General features: G+C 74.1%; 20 protein-coding genes and 1 other RNA gene. 8 read left to right on the top strand and 13 right to left on the bottom strand.

Annotation, left to right across the window (positions count from 1 at the left end; all coding sequences use genetic code 11):
- The first annotated feature begins 87 nt into the window (after positions 1–87).
- A complete protein-coding gene (locus ACIA8O_RS07145) occupies positions 88–1,533 on the top strand; it encodes an RNB domain-containing ribonuclease (protein WP_396292550.1) in 1,446 nt (481 codons plus the stop codon).
- 50 nt (positions 1,534–1,583) lie between these two features.
- Here the strand turns inward: ACIA8O_RS07145 and ACIA8O_RS07140 are convergent, their stop codons facing one another.
- Positions 1,584–2,234 carry an NADPH-dependent F420 reductase gene (locus tag ACIA8O_RS07140; protein WP_396292549.1) on the bottom strand — a complete coding sequence of 217 codons (651 nt, stop codon included), beginning with the start codon at positions 2,232–2,234 and terminating at the stop codon, positions 1,584–1,586.
- Positions 2,235–2,305: 71 nt separating this feature from the next.
- Between ACIA8O_RS07140 and ACIA8O_RS07135 the strand changes: the two genes are divergently transcribed.
- Together ACIA8O_RS07135 and rnpB are read left to right on the top strand one after the other, a co-directional pair.
- Complete coding sequence (locus ACIA8O_RS07135; RefSeq protein ID WP_396292548.1) at positions 2,306–2,683, top strand: winged helix-turn-helix transcriptional regulator; 378 nt, start codon at positions 2,306–2,308, stop codon at positions 2,681–2,683.
- A 39-nt stretch (positions 2,684–2,722) separates the two neighbouring features.
- An RNA gene (gene rnpB, locus ACIA8O_RS07130) (RNase P RNA component class A) lies at positions 2,723–3,124 on the top strand.
- 81 nt (positions 3,125–3,205) lie between these two features.
- Here rnpB and ACIA8O_RS07125 read toward each other — a convergent pair.
- Positions 3,206–4,168, bottom strand: a complete 963-nt coding sequence (locus ACIA8O_RS07125; RefSeq protein ID WP_396292547.1) for a hypothetical protein — start codon at positions 4,166–4,168, stop codon at positions 3,206–3,208.
- 345 nt (positions 4,169–4,513) lie between these two features.
- On the opposite strand from ACIA8O_RS07125, the gene ACIA8O_RS07120 reads away from it, so the two are divergent.
- Entirely contained in the window at positions 4,514–4,834 is a 321-nt protein-coding gene (locus ACIA8O_RS07120; RefSeq protein ID WP_396292546.1) for a hypothetical protein, read from the top strand.
- Positions 4,835–5,119: 285 nt separating this feature from the next.
- Here the strand turns inward: ACIA8O_RS07120 and ACIA8O_RS07115 are convergent, their stop codons facing one another.
- From ACIA8O_RS07115 to ACIA8O_RS07095, 5 genes are all read right to left on the bottom strand, one after another.
- The gene (locus tag ACIA8O_RS07115) at positions 5,120–6,211 is read right to left on the bottom strand and encodes a serine hydrolase domain-containing protein (RefSeq protein WP_396292545.1); all 1,092 of its coding nucleotides are present in this window, start codon (positions 6,209–6,211) and stop codon (positions 5,120–5,122) included.
- A gap of 40 nt (positions 6,212–6,251) precedes the next feature.
- The gene (locus tag ACIA8O_RS07110; protein WP_396292544.1) at positions 6,252–6,842 is read right to left on the bottom strand and encodes a DUF4097 family beta strand repeat-containing protein; all 591 of its coding nucleotides are present in this window, start codon (positions 6,840–6,842) and stop codon (positions 6,252–6,254) included.
- Between the two features lie 190 nt (positions 6,843–7,032).
- Entirely contained in the window at positions 7,033–7,506 is a 474-nt protein-coding gene (locus tag ACIA8O_RS07105) for an NUDIX domain-containing protein (RefSeq protein ID WP_396292543.1), read from the bottom strand.
- 73 nt (positions 7,507–7,579) lie between these two features.
- Positions 7,580–7,825 carry a hypothetical protein gene (locus ACIA8O_RS07100; RefSeq protein ID WP_396292542.1) on the bottom strand — a complete coding sequence of 82 codons (246 nt, stop codon included), beginning with the start codon at positions 7,823–7,825 and terminating at the stop codon, positions 7,580–7,582.
- 72 nt (positions 7,826–7,897) lie between these two features.
- Positions 7,898–8,515, bottom strand: a complete 618-nt coding sequence (locus ACIA8O_RS07095; RefSeq protein WP_396292541.1) for a TetR/AcrR family transcriptional regulator — start codon at positions 8,513–8,515, stop codon at positions 7,898–7,900.
- Positions 8,516–8,628: 113 nt separating this feature from the next.
- On the opposite strand from ACIA8O_RS07095, the gene ACIA8O_RS07090 reads away from it, so the two are divergent.
- Complete coding sequence (locus ACIA8O_RS07090) at positions 8,629–9,594, top strand: ABC transporter permease (RefSeq protein ID WP_396292540.1); 966 nt, start codon at positions 8,629–8,631, stop codon at positions 9,592–9,594.
- A 38-nt stretch (positions 9,595–9,632) separates the two neighbouring features.
- On the opposite strand, the gene ACIA8O_RS07085 is transcribed toward ACIA8O_RS07090, so the two are convergent.
- Both ACIA8O_RS07085 and ACIA8O_RS07080 read right to left on the bottom strand, forming a co-directional pair.
- Positions 9,633–10,217 (bottom strand): hypothetical protein, encoded by a 585-nt coding sequence (locus ACIA8O_RS07085; protein ID WP_396292539.1) that lies wholly within the window; start codon positions 10,215–10,217, stop codon positions 9,633–9,635.
- 110 nt (positions 10,218–10,327) lie between these two features.
- Entirely contained in the window at positions 10,328–10,957 is a 630-nt protein-coding gene (locus ACIA8O_RS07080; RefSeq protein ID WP_396292538.1) for a TetR/AcrR family transcriptional regulator, read from the bottom strand.
- A gap of 74 nt (positions 10,958–11,031) precedes the next feature.
- Here ACIA8O_RS07080 and ACIA8O_RS07075 point away from each other — a divergent pair, with 74 nt between their 5' ends.
- Positions 11,032–11,619, top strand: coding sequence for an RBBP9/YdeN family alpha/beta hydrolase (locus tag ACIA8O_RS07075; RefSeq protein ID WP_396292537.1), 588 nt, complete (start codon positions 11,032–11,034; stop codon positions 11,617–11,619).
- A gap of 73 nt (positions 11,620–11,692) precedes the next feature.
- Here the strand turns inward: ACIA8O_RS07075 and ACIA8O_RS07070 are convergent, their stop codons facing one another.
- From ACIA8O_RS07070 to ACIA8O_RS07060, 3 genes are all read right to left on the bottom strand, one after another.
- A complete protein-coding gene (locus ACIA8O_RS07070) occupies positions 11,693–13,066 on the bottom strand; it encodes an MFS transporter (protein WP_396292536.1) in 1,374 nt (457 codons plus the stop codon).
- Positions 13,063–13,626, bottom strand: a complete 564-nt coding sequence (locus ACIA8O_RS07065) for a TetR/AcrR family transcriptional regulator (RefSeq protein WP_396292535.1) — start codon at positions 13,624–13,626, stop codon at positions 13,063–13,065. Before ACIA8O_RS07065 ends, ACIA8O_RS07070 begins: the two co-directional genes overlap by 4 nt.
- 85 nt (positions 13,627–13,711) lie before the next feature.
- On the bottom strand, positions 13,712–15,031 hold the full coding sequence (locus tag ACIA8O_RS07060; protein ID WP_396292534.1) for a S28 family serine protease: 1,320 nt from the start codon (positions 15,029–15,031) through the stop codon (positions 13,712–13,714).
- A 177-nt stretch (positions 15,032–15,208) separates the two neighbouring features.
- Between ACIA8O_RS07060 and ACIA8O_RS07055 the strand changes: the two genes are divergently transcribed.
- Both ACIA8O_RS07055 and ACIA8O_RS07050 read left to right on the top strand, forming a co-directional pair.
- Positions 15,209–16,381, top strand: coding sequence for an MFS transporter (locus ACIA8O_RS07055; protein WP_396292533.1), 1,173 nt, complete (start codon positions 15,209–15,211; stop codon positions 16,379–16,381).
- A 208-nt stretch (positions 16,382–16,589) separates the two neighbouring features.
- Positions 16,590–18,017 carry a hypothetical protein gene (locus ACIA8O_RS07050; RefSeq protein ID WP_396292532.1) on the top strand — a complete coding sequence of 476 codons (1,428 nt, stop codon included), beginning with the start codon at positions 16,590–16,592 and terminating at the stop codon, positions 18,015–18,017.
- 76 nt (positions 18,018–18,093) lie between these two features.
- Here ACIA8O_RS07050 and ACIA8O_RS07045 read toward each other — a convergent pair whose 3' ends face one another.
- A complete protein-coding gene (locus ACIA8O_RS07045; protein WP_396292531.1) occupies positions 18,094–18,648 on the bottom strand; it encodes an isochorismatase family protein in 555 nt (184 codons plus the stop codon).
- Positions 18,649–18,661 lie beyond the last annotated feature (13 nt).

Here is an 18,661-nt window from a genome sequence, read left to right as displayed (position 1 = left end):
TGCACCCCGTCCGACGCGTCCACCGCGCGGGCATGGCCCGGGCCGGTCCGACGGGCCGTCAGGTCGGTGGCGCCGTACGCTGCGAGCATGCCGCGTCAACAGCTGAGGATCAGGGCCGCCGACACCGCGCGGATCAACCGTGAGCTGGCCGGACTGCGCGAGGGGCTCCAACTGCCGGACGGCTGGCCGCCGGAGGTCACCGCGGAGGCGGAACGGGCGGCCGGGGTGCCGCGGCTGCCGGAGCTCGACGCCACCGACCTGGAGCTGTTCACCGTCGACCCGCCCGGCTCCCGCGACCTCGACCAGGCGATGGGGCTCAGCCGGCGCGGCAGCGGCTACCGGGTGCACTACGCGATCGCCGACGTACCCGCCTTCGTCCGCCCCGGCGGCGCCGTGGACGCCGAGGCCCACCGCCGGATGCAGACCCTGTACTTCCCCGACCTGCGCATCCCGCTCCACCCCGCCCGGATCTCCGAGGACGCCGCCAGCCTGCTCCCCGGCGAGCTGCGCCCCGCCCTGCTCTGGCAGCTCGACCTCGACGCCGACGGCGTGGTGCTGCTCGCCGACGTCCGCCGCGCCCGGGTCCGCTCCCGCCGCCGCCTCGACTACCAGGGCGTGCAGGAGGCCGTCGACCGCGGCACCGCCGACGAACAGCTCCGGCTGCTCGCCGAGATCGGCCGCCTGCGCGAGCAGCGCGAGGCGGACCGGGGCGGCGTCAGCCTCCCGATCCCCGAACAGGAGGTCGAACCGGCCGACGGCGGCTACCGGCTGGCCTACCGCGCGCCCCGTCCGGCCGACGGCTGGAACGCCCAGATCTCCCTGCTCACCGGCATGGCCGCCGCCGACCTGATGCTGGACGCCGGCATCGGCCTGCTCCGCACCCTGCCCGCCGCCCCCGAGTCCGCGTACCAACGGCTGCGCCGCACCGCCAAGGCGCTGGACGTGGACTGGCCGCCCGACACCCCGTACCCCGTCCTGATCCGCTCCCTCGACCCGGCCCGGGCCGAGCACGCCGCCTTCCTCAAGGAGTGCACCGGCCTGCTCCGCGGCGCGGGCTACCACGCCTTCGACGCGGCCCGCGGCATCGCGCCCCCGGCCGACCCGGGGCACGCCGCGCTGGCCGCGCCGTACGCGCACTGCACCGCGCCGCTGCGTCGGCTGGGGGACCGGTACGTCCAGGAGCTCTGCCTGGCCATCGCCGGCGGTACCGAGCCCCCGGCCTGGGTGCGTGACCAACTGCTGGAACTCCCGGCCCTGTTGGAGAGCGGCGACCGCCGGGCCCGGGAGGTCGAACGGGCCTGCGTCGACCTGGTCGAGGCCGAGCTGCTGCGCGGCCGCGAAGGCGAACGCTTCGACGCCGTGGTCATCGACGTGGACGAACGCCACCCGGCCAAGGGCACCGTCCAGCTCCGCGAGCCCGCCGTGGTCGGCCGCTGCGAGGGCCCGGACGCCCTCCCGCTCGGCGAACGCCTCAAGGTCCGGCTCACCCTCGCCGACCCCGTCGCCCGCACCGTCCGCTTCGCCCCGGCCTGACGCTCCCTCAGCGGCCGTCGGCCCGGCGCCCCTCAGCCCGTTCGGCCCGTTCAGCCGGTTCCGGCCGGCCCGGCGGCGTACGCCAGCGGGGGAGCGACGGCCTGCGCGTCGGCCCCCTCCCCGACCCAGAGCCCGATGAACAGCGCGGCGGTCGCCTCCAGCAGCCCCGCCCGCTCCAGGCCGCCGCCCGCCAGCGGCTCGCACCCCACGTCCCGCACCAGCCCGTGCACCAGCCCGACGGCCGCCGCATCGTCCCCGCAGACCGGCACGGCCAGCGGCCGCCCGTCGAACACCGGCGGCCGCATCCGCCACACGTCCTCGTGGCAGAGGTTGAACGCCTTCACCACGCGCGCCTCCGGCGCCGCCGCGGCCAGCAGCTGCGCGGCCGAGACCCCGCCCCCGGTCAGCAGCCGGAAGCCGGGCCCGACCGGGTTCGAGCAGTCGACCAGCACCTTGCCGGCCAACTCCGCCCGCAACTCCCGCACCACCTCCGCCCCCGCCCCGAACGGCAGCGCCGCCAGCACCACCTCACCGGCCACCGCCGCCCCGCGCAGACCGGCCGCCGCACCCCCGATCCGCGCCGCGAGCCGCCCCGCCCGGCCCGCGTCCCGCCCGCCGACCGTCACCTCGTGCCCGGCCCGCACCCAGTGGGCCGCCAGCGCGTCCGCCATGTTGCCCGTCCCCAGTACGCCGATCCTCATCGACTGCCTCCCGTCCAGCGCCTGCCTCGTTTCCCACCACGCTAGACAGGCGGTCGGGCACCATCTGGTACGTGCCGACCTACCACCACCACACCGACCACCTCGCCGACTGCCGCGCCCGGCTGGCCTTCGACCTGCTCTCCAACACCTGGAACGCCGTGGTCCTGCACGCCCTGCGCGACGGCCCCGCCCGCCCCGCCGAACTGCGCGAACGGATCGGCGGCATCAGCTCCAAGGTCCTCACCGAGACCCTGCGCCGCCTCCACTTCAACGGCCTGGTCGAACGCCGCCCCCCTGACGGCCCGTCACCCCGGGTCGACTACCACCTCACCGCCCTCGGCCGCACCCTGCTGGGGCCCATCGAGGCCATCGGCGCCTGGGCCTTCGAGTACGGCGACCAGGTCATGGCCGCCCAGGAGGCCGCCCTGCCCCCGGTGCCGCTGTCCTGACCGCCCGCTCCGACCGGCTACGATGACCAGTACGGCGGACGAGCCGGCCGGGCGGTCGCGTCGGGTCCCTTCGGGGGCCCGCCGAGGAACGTCCGGGCTCCACAGAGCAGGGTGGTGGGTAACGCCCACCCGGGGTGACCCGCGGGACAGTGCCACAGAAAGCAGACCGCCACCGACTCCGGTCGGTGGTAAGGGTGAAACGGTGGTGTAAGAGACCACCAGCGACCGAGGTGACTCGGCCGGCTAGGTAAACCCCACCTGGAGCAAGGTCAAGATCGGTGCCCTCGGGCACCGTGCGCGGATGCACGAGGGCTGCTCGCCCGAGTCCGCGGGTAGACCGCACGAGGCTGTCGGCAACGGCAGCCCTAGATGGATGGCCGCCTCCCCGGGCCGCGCAAGCACCCCGGGAGACAGAACCCGGCGTACAGGCCGCCTCGTCCGTCGCCTGACGAAGTGAAGCCCCCCCTGGCACCGCCAGGGGGGGCTTCACTTCGTCAGGTCACATCAGGACCGGGGGCGTTGTCAGGCCTTGCCCCAGGTGCCGGAGGACCAGAGGGCGCCGTTGTTCCAGGCGTTGCCGCCCTGGCGGTAGATGACGAAGTTGCCGTCATCCTGGGCGATGGCGTAGGCGCCGGGGTTGTTCTGGGTGTAGGTGCGCCAGTAGAGGTTGTTGTCGTCGGCGACGTAGAGGACGCCGCCCGCCTCCAGGTGGGCGTAGGAACCGGGGTGGTTCCAGGTGTGGCTGGACCAGATGGCCTGGCCGTCGGACTTGCGGTAGAGGACCAGGTTGCCGTCGGCCTGCATGATCAGGATGGTGGTGCGGGACTCCACCCAGTTGTTCGCATCGAGGGCCTCGTTGGAACCGATGGTGTCCGACGGGTTCTCGGTGTACTCGCCGTTGACCTTGGCGGGGATGAAGCCGACGCGGGCGTTCCAGAGAACGGTGTCGCCGTCGGGCGCGCCGATCAGCAGGTCACCGTACGCGAGGACCAGGGCCGCGCCGGGGTGGCCCCAGGTGCCGCTGTGCCAGATGGACCCCTGGTTGGAGGAGTTGCCGTCCTGGCGGTAGATGACGAAGTTGCCGTCCGCCTGCATCTCGGCGCGGGCGCCGGGGCTCCACCAGGTGCCGCTGGACCAGAGCGGGAGGATGCGGGAGCCGTTGCCGGCGACCAGGTAGAGCACCAGGTTGCCATCGGGCTGCATCACCAGGGTGGTGCTGCCGGCCGCCACGCTGTCCCCGGGCGCGAGGACCTGGCCCGGCTGCACCACGGCGACGGGCGAGGCGGCCGCGGCCAGGGTGGCGGAGGGCGCCGACTTGGCGGTCTTGGGCGCCGCCTTGGCCTTCGGCATGGTGTGGACGATCGGCGCCGGCTTGGTTCCGCTCCCCGGGACCGGGGCGGCGGACGCCCCGGTGGTGGTGGCGGCCAGAAGAGCACCGGCACCGATCAGGAGCGCGGTGGCACGCTGAAGCGTGCTCTTACGCATGGGTCCCCCTAGTTAAGGCAAAGAAAGTGTGTACGTCGTGGGTGCGACAGAGAATTCATACACCAATGCGATGACATCCGTGGACCGGGGGGGGGTGTCTACGAAGCGAGGCTCGGACGTCCGGGGCGTGAGCTGTGGCCACCGGGGTGCTCCGACCGCGAAGCGGAGGTTGAGCCGCCCCCAATCTAGGGCCAGAGCGTACTTGTCCGGTAGGACCGGGAACACTCATTTTCGCCCTTGTCCGTCGTGCGGTCCGAACGCAGACTTGTCGACATTCCACGTCCTTTCCGACCGGGCCTCGTCAGGTCCGGTGATCGGGCGTGCGACGACGAAGGGGGATGTCACGTGACGGTGGATCAGGAGCGGGTGCTGCGGGCCCGGATGCGGTTGATGAGCCTGGACCGCAGGTTGCTGCGGGGGACCGAGGGGCTGTGGGTCTACCGGACGCTGGTGCGGGTGAGCCCCGAGGTGTACGGGTCGAAGCTGGCGCGGGTGCTGGTGGAGGTGAGCGGTTCGGAGCGGGTGGCCGGACTGCCGGAGCAGCGGCGGGCGTTGCTGGCGGAGGCCCGGGAGTGGGCCGGGCGGATCGCACCCGGGCACCCGTACCGGGCGAAGGTGATGGAGCGTCTGCTGGAGGCCGAACGTCGTGAGGGCATCGGCGGCTGACGGTGCGTCGGCGGGGAGCGGCGGGAGCAGCGGTAAAGGGGTAAGGCGGTAAGGCGACAAAGTGGCGGGGGGGGCCCGGGGGGGGGGGGGGGGCGGGCGCCGGGGGGGGGGGGGGGGGGGGGGGGGGGGGGGCGGCCGGGGGGGCGGGGGGGCCGGGGGGGGGGGGGGGGGGGGGGGGGGGTGTCGGGGTCGGTGCGGGGGTGGTGCCGGATGCCGTGCCGGGAGCCTTCGGCGAGGGGGGGGGGGGGGCGGGGGCCCCCCCCCGGGGCCGGAGGGGGTGGGGGATCAGGCCTTCGGGGTGAAGACCAGGGGGAGGAGGGTCTGCTGGACCTTGGCGAAGGCCTCGGCGGCCTGGGGCAGTTCGAGGCGGGCGTCGCCGGTGGTGAGGGAGGCGATCAGGGTGGTGGCGCCGTCGGGGGAGCCGTACATCAGGGCGCCCCAGCCCCAGAAGCCGCCGTTGTGGGTGTAGAGGGTGCCGGCCTCGGTCTCCTCGACGATCAGGCCGAGGCCGTAGGCGAACTTCGTGTGCGGGGTGCGCATCTCGGCCATCAGCTCGGCGGGGAGGAGGCGGCCGCCCAGCAGGGCGGAGAAGAAGAGGTGCAGGTCGCGGGTGGTGGAGATCATGTCGCCGGCGGCGGAGATCCACGAGGGGTTGGAGCGGGTGACGTCGGCCGTCCTCCACTCCTCGCCGTCCCGGTAGGTGTAGTAGCCGTGCACGTGCGGCTCGGGGAGTTCGGGGGAGGCGTCCGGGACCAGGGTGCCGGTGAGGCCGAGCGGGCCGAGGATCCGGCGGTGCATCTCCTCGGCGTACGGGCGGCCGGCCAGCCGCTCGACCAGGAGGCGGGCCAGCACGTAGTTGGTGTTGGAGTAGCTCCAGTCGGTGCCGGGCTCGAACCGGGCCGGCTTGCCGAGGGCCAGGCGGACCAGGTCCTCGGGCCGGTAGGTGAGGAGGAGGTTGTCCACCCACTCCTGGCCCTGCCAGGGGATGCCGGGGGCGGTGGTGCCGTCCTCGTAGTACTCGCCGGTGAAGTTGAACAGGCCGCTGGTGTGCTGGAGCAGCATCCGCACCGTGATCCGGCGGTCCAGCCCGTACCCGGGCAGGTGGTCGTCGACCGGGTCGTCCAGGCCGAGCAGGCCGTCGGCGACCAGGAGCAGGACCAGGGTCGCGGTGAAGGTCTTGGTGTTGCTGCCTATCCGGAAGTGCCCGTCGGTCGGTGGGGGCGCGGCGGAGCCGAGTTCGCGGACGCCGGCGCTGCCGGTCCACTCGCCGTGGCGGTCGTTCACCCGCACCTGGACGCCGGCCCAGCCGGAGGCGGCGATCTCCTGGACGGCGGCCTGGAGGTCGGGGCGGTCGGAGGCGGTGAGGCGGTCGGACATGGTGGTGGTCTCCTCGGGGGGATGAAGTGGTGAGGGGGGCTCAGAGGCTGCGGGCGGTGACGTCGCCGTAGGAGGTGGAGGCGCGGACGGTGACGGCGGGGGCGCCGTCGTTGCGCAGGGCGTTGACGACGCGGCCGTAGGCGGTGGAGGCGTCCAGGACGGCGGAGGTGCCGGGGGCGGTGGTGACGGTGATGTCGCCCTTGGCGGTGGTGAGTTCGGCGTCGCCGGCCAGGGCGCCGAGCCGGATGTCCCCGGCCTGGAGGGTGATGCGGGTGGTGGTGGTCCCGTCCAGGCCGACGGTGCCGTTGGCGCCGGTGAAGGTGACCTCGCCGAGCTGGCCGGTGGAGTGCAGCTCGCCGTCCGCGAGCTCGGCCAGGACCCGGGAGCCGGTGGGGAGTTGGACGGTGACCTCGACCGAGCCGGAGGGGCCGAAGGCCCGCTTGGCCGACTCGGGGGTGTGGATGCGGAGGGTGCCGTCCTGCTGCTCGACCACGGTCTGCTCGGCGGCCTTGACGTCGCGGCTGCTGCCCGGGTCGGCCGGGAGGACCCGGACGGTGGCGTCGGTGCGGTCGGTGGCGATGATCCGGATGCGGCCGGAGGCGATGTTCAGGGTGGTGGTGAAGGTGTTCACGGTGGTCCGTCTCCTGTGTCGTTGGCGTTTCTGACATCGCAAACGCTACGTTGCAGTCACGGTTCAGGCAAGCATGAAGTTGCGGTGGGGCAAGGAAATAGCAGGTCAGTGCCGGTAAATCATTGCAACGAGAGTGTCAGCTAACGCAACGTCAGCATGCAGGTCGTTGCAATGGAGTGTGGGTGAACGCTCAGGCGGCGAGGTACTGGGCCGTGCCGGTGCGACGGGCTTCGGCGAGCGCGGCGACCAGGGCGTAGCGGGCGGGGGCGAGGATCCGCCGCCAGTCGTCCAGGGTGTGCACGCGGACCTCGGTGTGTTCGGCCGGGTCGAGGACCAGGGCGTCGATCTGGCGGGCCGTCAGCAGGCCGCCGTCGAAGGCGAGGCCGAGCTTGGCGGGCCAACCGTCCGCCGGGGTCTGGAAGATGACGCCGAGCAGCCGGGGTTCACCGTGCAGGGTGTGGCCGGTCTCCTCGCGGACCTCCCGGACGGTGCTCTCCCACGGGTGCTCGCCGTGGTCCACGTTGCCGCCGCCGAACTGCCAGACCTCGGGGTCGTAGACCGACTTGAGCATGACGGGGCGTCCGGCAGTGTCGGTGGTGAACGCGCACGTCCAGACGATGCCGTGGGTGAGCGTCTTCAGGTGTTCGGCCAGAGGTAGCTGCACGAACGATCAACGAGGCGCCCGGGCCGGCGGTGGCGGTGCGGTGGCGCCGGCCACCCGATCGAGGACGGGGCGGTCAGTCGAACAGCGGCTGCTGGTCGGCGGGTTGGGCGGGCAGCAGGTCCTCCAGCGGGAGCTGGTCCTGGAGCGCCGCGGCCTCGGCGAGCGCCACGTGCGTCATCGAGCCCGGGCAGAGCGCCAGCGAGCGGCTGTGCAGCTTGTGGTCGTGCACGACGCCGTAGCCGGCGCGGGTGGCCAGGGGCATCAGGGCCACCTGGCGGGCGCAGGACGGCTCCGGGCAGAGGACGCGGGGCAGCTTCATCCCGTCAGCATCGCGCAGGGGTGCGACAAGGGCGGCACCGGGAGCGAGGCGGTGCCGCGGGCGGGGCCGTGCTCAGTCGGGGGGAGTCATCGGGCGGAGCACGGCGTGCAGGGCCACGCGGACGGTGCCGGTGTCGACGTCGCCGAAGAGCGCCTGCTGGGCGATCAGGCCCTGGGCGGTGGCGATCAGGACCCGGGCGATGTCGGCGGCCGGGGCCTCGGCGGGGAGTTGACCGTCCGCCTGGTAGTCCCGGACCAGTCCGGCCCAGAGCTCGTGCAGGGAGGCGAAGCCGGCCCGCAGGGCGGCGGCCAGGTCCTCGTTGCGCGGCGTCTCGGCCCAGACCTGGAGGATCAGGCGGGTGGAGAGCAGGGGGTCGTCGCCGCCGGCGGCCATGTGGAAGACCCGGTCCAGCACGGTGGAGAGCAGTGCGTCCGGGGTGGGCCGGGGGCTGGTGGCGGCGGCCTCGGCGTACGCGGAGCGGATGGTGTCGACCACCTCCACGGCGATGGCCCGGATGATCTCGTCCTTGCTGGAGAAGTACCGGTAGACCGCTCCGGCGGAGAGTTCGCTCTCGCGGAGCACGTCCTGCATCGAGGTCGCGTGGAAGCCGTTGCGGGCGAAGCAGCGGACGGCGCCGTCGAGGATCTGGCGGCGGCGGGCGTCGAGGTGTGCCTGGGATACGCGGGCCATGGCCGCAACGGTAGAACGAACATTCCTTCTTGACAACCGTGCCGCGGCCGTCCGAGAGTGAGTCCCGTAAAACGAACGATCCTTCTTTTTGAACTGAGAGCGGAGACACAGCCATGCCCGCCGACCTGCCGCCGACTCCCCGTCGGATCGCCGTCGTCTGCCTCGCCGTACCCCTGCTGGTGGCCTTCGCGCTCTGGGTCTTCGCCTGGCCCGCCGCCCGCCTGGCCCCGCACGACCTGCCGGTCGGGGTCGCCGGTCCGGCCGCCGCCACGGCCGAGGTGAAGGAGCGGCTCGCACACCAGAAGGGCGCCTTCGAGATCCACGAGTACGCCGACGGGGCGGCCGCTCGGGCCGCGGTCGAGCAGCGCGAGGTGTACGGCGCACTGGTGGCGGGGCCGCAGGGCCCCGAGCTGTACACCGCCTCGGCGGCCGGACCGGTGGTGGCCCAGCTGCTCCAGGGCGCGAGCGGCGGACGGGCCGCGGTGACCGACGTGGTGCCGGCCCCGGCGGCCGACCCGCGCGGCGCGGTGCTCGGCGCCGGGCTGCTGCCGCTGGTGCTGGCCGGTATCGCCTCCGGCGTGCTGGTGACCCTGCTGCGGCTGCGCGGCGCGGCGGCGATCGGCGCCCTGCTCGGCGCGGCCGCGCTGACCGGGCTGGTGGCGGTGGGCGTCGGCCACGCCTGGCTGGGTGCGCTGGGCGGCAACTGGCTCGCCGAGGCGGGGGTGTTCGGGCTCACCGCACTCGCGGTCGGCGCCACCGCGGCCGGGCTCGCCTCGCTGATCGGCATGCCCGGGATCGGGATCACCGCCCTGCTGATGGTGCTGGTCGGCAACGCCTTCTCCGGCATCACCTCGGCGCCCGAGATGCTGCCCGCCGCCGCCCGGGTGATCGGGGCCCAACTCCCGCCCGGGGCAGCCGGATCGGCGCTGCGCTCGGTGGCGTACTTCGACGGCGCGGCGGCGGGCCGGCCGCTGCTCACCCTCGCGCTGTGGGCCGGGCTCGGCCTCGCGGTGCTCGGGCTGGTCGCGGCCCGGCGGCGGGTGGCCGCACCCGCGGCGCAGGTGGTCGCGTCGGCCTGAGCCGCCGTCAACTGTTCGGACGTCGGCCGGGCCCGCCGTCAGCGGGCCCGGCGGCGCCGGTGGTAGGCGTAGGTGGCGGTGAGGACCAGGGGGCCCCAGAGGCAGAAGAGGCCGCTGGTGACCTGGCCGAGCAGTGCCCAGCCGGCGCCGGTGAAGCCCACCCCCTGGAAGCCGAGAAGCCCGAAGGTGCAGAGCAGCCAGTCGAGGGTGAGCAGGCTCAGCCCGAGCCCGGCCACCGTCATCGGGACCACCACGGCCGCGGGCGGCACCCGGCGGCCCCGCAGTGAGCGGAACAGCGGGAGCCCGGCCGGGACCACCTCGCCCCAGGGGCGGACCAGGACCAGGCAGAGCAGGGCGAAGGCCTCGGAGAGCAGGCTGAGCGCGGCCACGTACGGGACGGTGACCCAGAGCGGCTGGTCGCTCCGGGGCATGTCCAGGCCCATCAGGAAGCCGAAGCCGATCGGCAGCCGCCAGAGGCAGACCGGGAGGCCGAGCCAGGGGATCAGCCGGACGGTGCGCTCGGCCCAACGGGGCACGGCGGCAACGGTGGTGGCAGTGGCAGTGGCAGTGGCAGCGGTGGCGGTGGTGGCCCGGGCTTCGGTGGTGACGGCGTCGGAGGTCATGCGACCAGCCTGGCCGGTGGCCGGGCCGCGGGGATCGGCGTGCGGGGCGAACCGCCTCCCCCGGGAAGGGGAGGCGGTGTCCGTCTCCGGGGGAGGGGGCCTGCGCCCGGTCAGGCCGGGCGCAGGCCGGCCAGCAGGCGGGCCGCGTGGGCGGGTGCCTCGGCCGGGTCCAGCGGGAGGTGGCGGACCAGCAGGCGGTACCAGAACGGGCCGAAGACCAGGTCGACCGTGTGCTCGACGTCCAGCCCGGGGTCGAGCTCGCCCCGCCGGACGCCGCGCTCCAGCAGCTCCGCGACCACCCGACGGCGGCCCTGTGCCCACTCCTGGAAGTGCGGTGCGAAGGCCGGGTCGAGCTGGGCCTCGGCCATCAGGCCGCGCAGCGCCTCGACCCGGGTGGGGTGGTCGACCACCTGGTAGAGGCGGGTGAGGAAGATCCGCAGGTCCTCGGCGCAGTCGCCGGTGTCCGGCTCGGGCATCCGCTGGGCGACGGCCGGGCCGAAGGCGTCCATCACCAGGGCGGCTTTGGACTTCCACCACCGGTAGATGGTGCTCTTGGCCACCCCCGCGCGGGCCGCGACGCCTTCGATGCTCAGGCGGCCGTAGCCGGCCTCGTCGAGCAGGGCGGCGGTGGCGGCCAGCACGTCCGCCCGGGCGTCCTCGCTCCGGACCCGCCCGCCGGTGCGGGGGGTGCGGCGGGCCGGGGGCGGCGGTGAGGACGACGGGGAGGACGGGGAGGGCATGGACGGAACGGTACCAGCGTGCTAGCTTCAATCGAAACGCGACGGATCGTTTCGATTGATGGGGAGTACGTCGAATGGGCGAGATCATCGTTTCGCACGCCTTCAGTGCCGGGCCCGAGGTGCTCTGGTACCCGTCCCTGAAGGCCGAGTTGGAGGCCGAGGGGCACCGGGTGGAGATCCCCGGGCTGCCGGAGCCGCACGCGCCGTCGGTCGACGGCTGGGTGAAGACGGTGGAGCAGGCGGCCGCCGAGGTGGACCCGGGCCGGACGGTGCTGGTCGGTCACAGCCTGGGCAGCGTGGGCCTGCTGCGGGCGCTGGAGCGGCACGACACCGGGGGCCGGGGCGCGTTCGCGGGTGTGGTGCTGGTGGCCTCCATGAGCCGCGAGGTCGGGTACGAGGCGCTGGCGCCGTTCTTCGCGGGTGGCTTCGACTGGGCGCGAATCCGGGCCGCGGCCGGGCCGGTGCGGGTGCTGGTCGCCGCCGACGACCCGGTGCTGGCGCCCGATGTGTACGCGCACGTCCGGGAGTTCACCGAGCAGCTGGGCGCCACCGCCGTGGTGCTGCCGGAGGGCGGCCACCTGCCCAACTGGACCCCGGACGCGGTGCCGGTGGTCCGCGTCCCGCAGGTCGCCGCGCTGGTGCGGGAGCTGCTGCCCGCCTGACCGGGCGTCAGGCAGGCAGCGACCGGGCGTCAGGTCGGGCGGGGTCGGGCGTCAGGTCGGGCGGGGTCGGGCGTCAGGCCCGTGGCAGCCCCGCCGTGAGGAGGAGGGAGGCGGCCGCGGCGGCGGCCAGGGCGAGCACGGTGGCGGCGGGGGAGATGCCGAGGGCGGTGAGGGTGGTGGCCGCGGCGATGCCGAGGGCCGGGCCGAGGTTCATCGCGGTCTGCTGGAGGCCGCCCGCGATCCCGGCGTCCGCCACGGCGGCCCGGCGCACCACCACGGCCGTGCCGGTGACCATCACCGCGCCGAAGCCCGCGCCGAGCAGCAGGAAGCCGGGGGCGCTGCCGGACCAGGAGGTGCCGGGAGCCAGCCGGGAGAGCAGCAGGGCGCCGGCCGCGATCAGCAGCAGGCCGGGGGCGGCGGTGCGGCGCGGGCCGTGGCGGCGCATCAGGGCCGCGGTGGCCGGGGCCGCCCCGACCATGGCGAGGGCGAGCGGCAGGCCGCGCAGGCCGCCGTCCAGGGCGGAGAGCCCGAGGGTGTCCTGGAGCAGGTAGGTCACCAGGTAGAGCGAGCCGAACACGGTGGCGGAGGCGCTGACCAGGATCGCCAGTGCCGGTGCGGTGGGTGCGGTGCGCAGCAGGGCGGCGGGCAGCAACGGGTGTGCCGTGCGGCGCTCGTGACGCAGCAGCAGGAGGGCCGCGACGGCGGTGAGCACGGGGGCGGCCGCGCCGGGGTGGGGGAGGGCGGTCAGGGTGTGCACCAGGCCGGCCAGGGTGAGGGCCAGCAGGGCGGCGCCGGGCAGGTCGAGCCCGGGGCGGGCGGCAGCGGCAGTGGCGGAAGGGGAGGCGGGGGTCGGCTCGGGGAGCCGGACGGCGAGGGCGAGCGCGCCGACCGCGAGGGCGGGGACGACGCCGAGGAAGAGCACGGTGCGCCAGCCGAGGTGGGTGGTGAGCGCGCCGCCGATCACCGGGCCGGCCGCGGCGGCCAGTCCGATCGCGGCGGTGCGGACGGCGATCGGGGTGCCCAGCCGGTCCGGCGGGTAGGCGGCGCGCAGCAGGCCGAGGGTGGCGGGCTGGAGCAGGGCGCCGAACACGCCCTGGACGGCCCGCAGCGCGATCACCCAGCCGATCGACGGGGCGCACCCGACGGCGGCCGAGGCGGCGCCGAAGCCGATGGCGCCGACGGCGAAGACCTGCCGCTGGCCGTAGCGGTCGCCGAGCCGGCCGGCGAAGACCAGCAGCGAGGTGACCGCGATCAGGTAGGCGGTGCTGGTCCACTGGACCTGCGCGAAGGTGGCGGACAGATCGCGCCGGAGGGTGGGCTGGGCCACCGTCAGCACGGTGCCGTCGAGCGCCACCACGGCGGCGCCGGTGATGCTGCCGGTGAGGACGAGCAGCTGCTGACGGCGGCTCACCCGGGTCGCGGCCGCCGGGCCGGTGAGTGTGGTCACGGGGCGACCGGGCCGAGGTGGGCGTCCAGGGCGGCGGCCAGCAGGGGCTCGATCTCCGCCCGGCCGGTGGCGAGTTGGAGGCTTCCCCAGCGGTGCAGCTGGGCCAGTCCGTGCAGGTTGGCCCAGAACGCGCCGGCCGCCGCGGTGGGGTCGCCGCCCGGACGGGCCGCCGCGATCAGGGCGCCGAGGCGGGCGAAGAGCGGCAGGCTGGTGTCGCGCAGGCCCAGTTCGCCGCTCTCCAGCAGGTCGTGGCGGAACATCAGCTCGTACATGCCGGGCTGCTCGGCCGCGAACTCCAGGTACGTGCGGGCGAGTCCGGCCAGCTGCTCGCGCGGGCCGCCGGCGGGCGCCTGCTCCAGCCGGGTGGCCAGGTCCTCGAAGCCGCGCCGGGCGATGGCCGAGAGCAGTGCGAGGTGGGTGGGGAAGTGGCGGCGCGGGGCGCCGTGCGAGACCCCCGCGCGGCGGGCGATCTCACGGAGGGTCAGGGCCTGGGGGCCCTCCTGGGCGAGCAGTTCGGCCCCGGTGGACACCAGGCGGGTGCGGAGGTCTTCGTCGGTCACGTAGACAGTGTCTACCAGAGAGCGGTAGACACTGTCTACGGCCGCCCGGTGCGCCCGGTGCGCCCGGTGTGCCCGGTGCGCCCGGTCAGGCCAGGCCCGCCCAGCGGGCCAGGGTGGTGGCGGCGGTGGCGCGGTCCGCCTCGGTGAGGGAGGCGATCCGGGCGGAGTGGGTGGCGCCCGGGGCCCAGAGCGAGAGCGAGTCCCGGGTGCCGGGGCCGAGGCGGAAGGGCTCGGCCACGCTCGGGTCGGCCGCGCCCTGGACGAAGAGCAGACGCTCGCCGCGCAGGCGCACCCAGCGGTCGATGTCGCGCATCGCCTGCGGCTGGAAGCGCAGCTCGACCTCGCGGGGCACGAAGCTGCGCGGCTCGGTGGCTCCGGGGTAGCGGACCAGGTCCGCGAGGTGGTCCGTCTCCAGGCCGAAGTACCCCATCTGGGTGCCCAGTTGGTAGAAGTACGGGATGAAGTCGGTGGCGAAGGCGTCGGTGTAGACGGCCAGTCGGCCGGTCCGGTCCAGCCAGTCGTAGAGCTGCTGGTCGGTGGCCTCCGGCCCCGGGACGGACGGGCAGCCGGCCTGGCCGATGCTCTGCCAGAAGGTGAACGGGGTGCGCAGCACGCCGATCTCGAAGGCCTTGTCGGCGCTGCCGATCAGCCCGAAGGCCGCACCCGGGTAGGCGGCGGTGTAGCGAGCGGTGAACTCCTCGCGGTGGAGCAGCGCCCGCCGCTGGACGGCGTGCAGCGCGGCCCGGCACTCGGGGGTGCCGACCGAGGCCAGGAAGTCCCGGTAGGCGGAGTCCTCGCGGTCGTTGACGTTGTTCGGCGCGCCGTAGGCGACCGTCCCGGCCACGTCGTCCGGGTAGAAGCGGCGGTGGTAGACGGAGGCCATGCCGCCCTTGCTGCCGCCGGTGGAGATCCACCGGCCCGGGTAGACGGAGCGGAGGGCCTCGACGATCCGGTGGTGGTCGGTGGCGGCCTGCCAGATGTCCAGGGTCCGGTAGTCGCCGGTGGTGCTGGGCAGCGAGGTGCCGAAGAACCTTTGCTCGGTGGTGAGTTGGTTGCCGTCCAGCAGGGTGGTGGGCTCGGCGCGGCCCTGGCCGGACGGCAGGTTGTAGCCGCCGGTGGCGAGCACGGTGGGGCGGTCGGCGGCGCGGTGCAGCAGGGTCAGGCGCTGCTGGAAGGTGCCGGCCTCCGGGTGGTGGTGGTCGACCGGCTGACGCAGGCTCAGCTCGAAGAAGCGGAAGCCGGGGGCGGCCGGGCGCTCCGCCGTCACGGTCAGGCCGGGGACGGCGTCCAGGGCGGCCCGGACGTCGGGCTCCTCGGCGGCCGCCGCCGGAACGGCCGTCAACGTCGTCAGTGCCAGCACCGGTGCCGCCGCACCGACCAGCAACCGCCTGAACCACCTGCTCATGCCGCCCTCCCCGGGGCTCGTCCGTTCGATGGGCACCAGTCAACCGGCGTGGCCCGCCCCGCTGATCCCTCCCGGGCGTGGACGGCCTCCCTCCCGGGAGGGAGTTGACGGACCGTCCGGTGCCGGGCCGGAGCCCGGGCAGGCTGGAGCGGACGGACGGACGAAGGGGTGGGGACGATGAGCGGGGCGGTGCGGACGGCCGAGGTCCGTGGGGCGAGCGGGACGTGGCGGCGGATGCGGCTGTGGGGCTCGGCGCACGCGGTGGACGACCTCTACCAGGGGCTGGTGCCGGCCGTGGTGCCGTACTTCGTGCTGGAGCGCGGCTACGGCTACGTCGCCGCCGGTGGCCTCACCCTGGCGGCGGCGCTGGGGAGTTCGGTGCCGCAGCCGCTGATCGGGATCGCGGTGGACCGGCACGGGCTGGGCTGGTCGGCGGCGCTCGGGCTGGCGCTGGCCGGCACCGGCTTCGGGCTCTCCGGGCTGGCCGGGCCGTACGCCGCGGTCTGGGCGCTGGTGCTGCTCTCCGGGATCGGGGTGGCGATGTTCCACCCGGCGGCGGGCAAGGCGGCCCGGGAGGCGGCGGGGGAGAGCGCGGCCGCGATGAGCGTCTTCGCGGCGGGCGGCAGCGTCGGGTTCTTCCTGGCGCCGGTGCTGGCCACCCCGCTGCTGGTGACCTGGGGGGTACGGGCCACGGCCTTCTTCCTGCCGCCCGCGCTGCTGATGGCCTACGTGCTGCACCGGCACCGGCGGCGGTCCCTGGCGGCCGGCCGGGCCGGGGCCGGGCGGACGGGCGAGGACCAGTGGGGGCCGTTCCTGCTGCTGACGGCGGTGGCGATGGTCCGCTCGGTGGTCTTCTTCGGGGTCAGCACCTTCCTGGGGCTGCACTGGCTCCGGGACCTCGGCGGCACGCAGACCCTGGCGGGGGTGGCGCTGGCCTGCTTCCTCGGCGGCGGGGTGACCGGCACCCTGCTGGGCGGGCGGGTCGCCGACCGGCTCGGTCTGGTGCGGACGGTCCGGCTCGGCACCGGGCTGGCCGTGCCGGCCCTGGGCGGGCTGGTGCTCGCTCCGGGGCCGTACCTGCCGCTGCTGTTCGCGGCGCTCACCGGCGCGGTGCTGAACGTGCCGTTCGCGGTCCTGATCAAGCTCGGCCAGGACTACCTGCCCGCCCGGCCCGGCACCGCCTCCGGGGTCACCCTCGGCCTGGCCCTGAGCGTCGGCGGCCTCTCGGCACCCCTGCTGGGGCTGCTCGCCGACGCCCACGGGCCGAGCGGTGTGCTCACCGCGCTCTGCGCAGTGCCGCTTCTCGCCTCGGCCCTGGCCGCTTTCCTGCGGGAGCCGAGGGGGGTCTGAGGACACATCCGTCCATGGCCGTTTCGGTCCCCCGGGAAGCCCTTTCGCCCGTGCTGAGCTGCGACGAAGCTGTACTTCGTCAGCAGGAAGCGCCCGACCGGTAGGGACAGAACCTCAGCTGACGGTACGTCACAGCGCTCGACCGCCGCTCCTGCAGGGCGGCTGTCCGCGCCACCAATCCGTCCGCACCCCTTCCCGGAGTACAGCCATGTCTTCTCGCGCCTCGAAGCTCACCCGCGTCGCCCTCGCCGCCGCCATCACCCTCTCCGGAGCGGTCGCCACCACCGCCCTCGCCACGGCCACGGCCACGGTCGCCCAGGCCGCCTCCTCGGTGGACGGTGCGATCACCCGCTCCGAGGTGATCGCCCGGGCCGACTACTGGTACCAGAACCGGTACAGCATCCCGTACACCACCACCTTCGAGGAGTACCCGGACTCCTCGGGCCGTACGTACCGGCAGGACTGCTCCGGTTTCGTCTCGATGGCCTGGCACCTCGGCACCAGTCTGGCCACCGGGACGCTTCCGAACGTCTCCACCGCGATCCCCCGCAGCGAGCTCAAGCCCGGTGACATCCTCAACTACGAGGCCAAGCACGTCATCCTGTTCGAGAAGTGGGACGACGAGGCCCACACCACGTTCTCCTACTACTCCTTCGGCTCCACTCCGGTGAAGCACCACACCGGCGTCTCGATCAATGCCCCCAAGTTCGACAGCTGGGACAACGCTCTCTACACCGCCTACCGCTACGACAAGATCGTCGACGACAACCCCGTCACCGCCGCCAACAACACGGTGCGCCTGGTGGACCTGACCCCGAACGGGGACCTGTTCAACGCCGAGGGGAACTTCGCCGCCGGGAACTGGAGCTCCTGGAGCAACATGGGGGCGGCCTCGATCAAGGAGGTCGCCAGCGCCTCGACCGGGTCGACCAACCGGGTCTTCGCGATCGGCAGCGACAACCGGATCTGGGAGAAGGACGGCAACTACGCCACCGGGCAGTGGTCCGCTTGGTTCCAGGTGCCGAACAGCCCGACGGTGAAGGCGATTTCGGCCTCCTCCTTCGGCAACACCGTGCACCTCACCGCGATCGGCACCGACGGCCAGATGTGGAACTCGGACGGCGCCTTCCCGAACGGCGGCTGGAACGGCTGGACCTCGCACGGCGGGACCAACCTCAAGCGGATCGCCTCGGTCTCGACCAGCGACAACGTCAACCACGTCTTCGTGGTCGACGGCAACGACCAGCTCCGCGAGATCGACGCCAACTACGCGACGGGCAGCTGGAACGACTGGGCGCCGGCCGCCGGCGGCTTCACCGCCAAGGACGTCTCCGCCTCGGCCTACGGCCGGACGGTGCACCTCACCGCGATCGGCACGGACGGCAGCCTGTACAACACCGACGGCGACTTCGCGGCCGGCACCTGGAACGGCTGGTCCAACAAGGGCGGCAGCGGCCTGAAGCGACTGGCCAGCGCGACCTCCTCGGTGGTCAACGTGAACCACATCTTCGCGGTCAACTCCAGCAACCGCCTGGTCGAGATCGACGCGGACTACACCAAGGGCACCTGGAGCACCTGGGCCGAGCCTGCCGGTGGCGCCGACTCGATGGGCATCGCCGCCTCCTTCACCAGCTGACCCGCACCACCCCCACGGCCGTGCCCGGCCCCGGAGAACTCCGGGGCCGGGCACGGCCGTTCCGCGTCCGGCCCCGTCAGCCGAGGGCTGCGACCACCTCGTCGGTGGTGGCGAGGTGCCCGATCCGGGGGAAGATCTTCGTGGTGCTGTGCACGTGCGAGTCGCCGTCCATGTCGGTCATCGCGTCGGTGACGAAGGTCAGACGGTACGTCAGTTCCCAGGCGCTGCGGGCGGTGGACTCGACGCCGATGCTGGTGGAGATGCCGCCGAGGACGATGTGCCGCACGCCGCGCCGCCGCAGCTGGAGGTCGAGCTCGGTGCCGGTGAAGGCGCCCCAGTGCCGCTTGGTGACGACGATGTCGTCCTCGGCGGGGCCGAGCGCGGGGGAGAGCTCGGAGAACCGGGCGGGCGGCAGGGTGGGGGTGAACCCGTCACCGGGGAGCGGCAGGTCGCCGCCGTCGGGGTGCCAGCCGACCCGGACCAGGACGACGGGGAGCTCGCGGGCGCGGAAGGCTTCGGCGAGCCGGACGCCCCGCTCCAGCACCAGGGCCGGATCGTGGGCGGCGGGACGCTCCAGGATGCCCTGCTGGAGGTCGATCAGGACGAGCGCGGTGTCGGAAGTGATCTGCACGGGGCGAGCCTAA

The sequence above is a fragment of the Kitasatospora sp. NPDC051853 genome (assembly GCF_044452665.1).
Classification (GTDB): domain Bacteria; phylum Actinomycetota; class Actinomycetes; order Streptomycetales; family Streptomycetaceae; genus Kitasatospora.
Note: the sequence above shows the minus strand (reverse complement) of the source record. Positions and strands in the feature narration are given on the sequence as shown.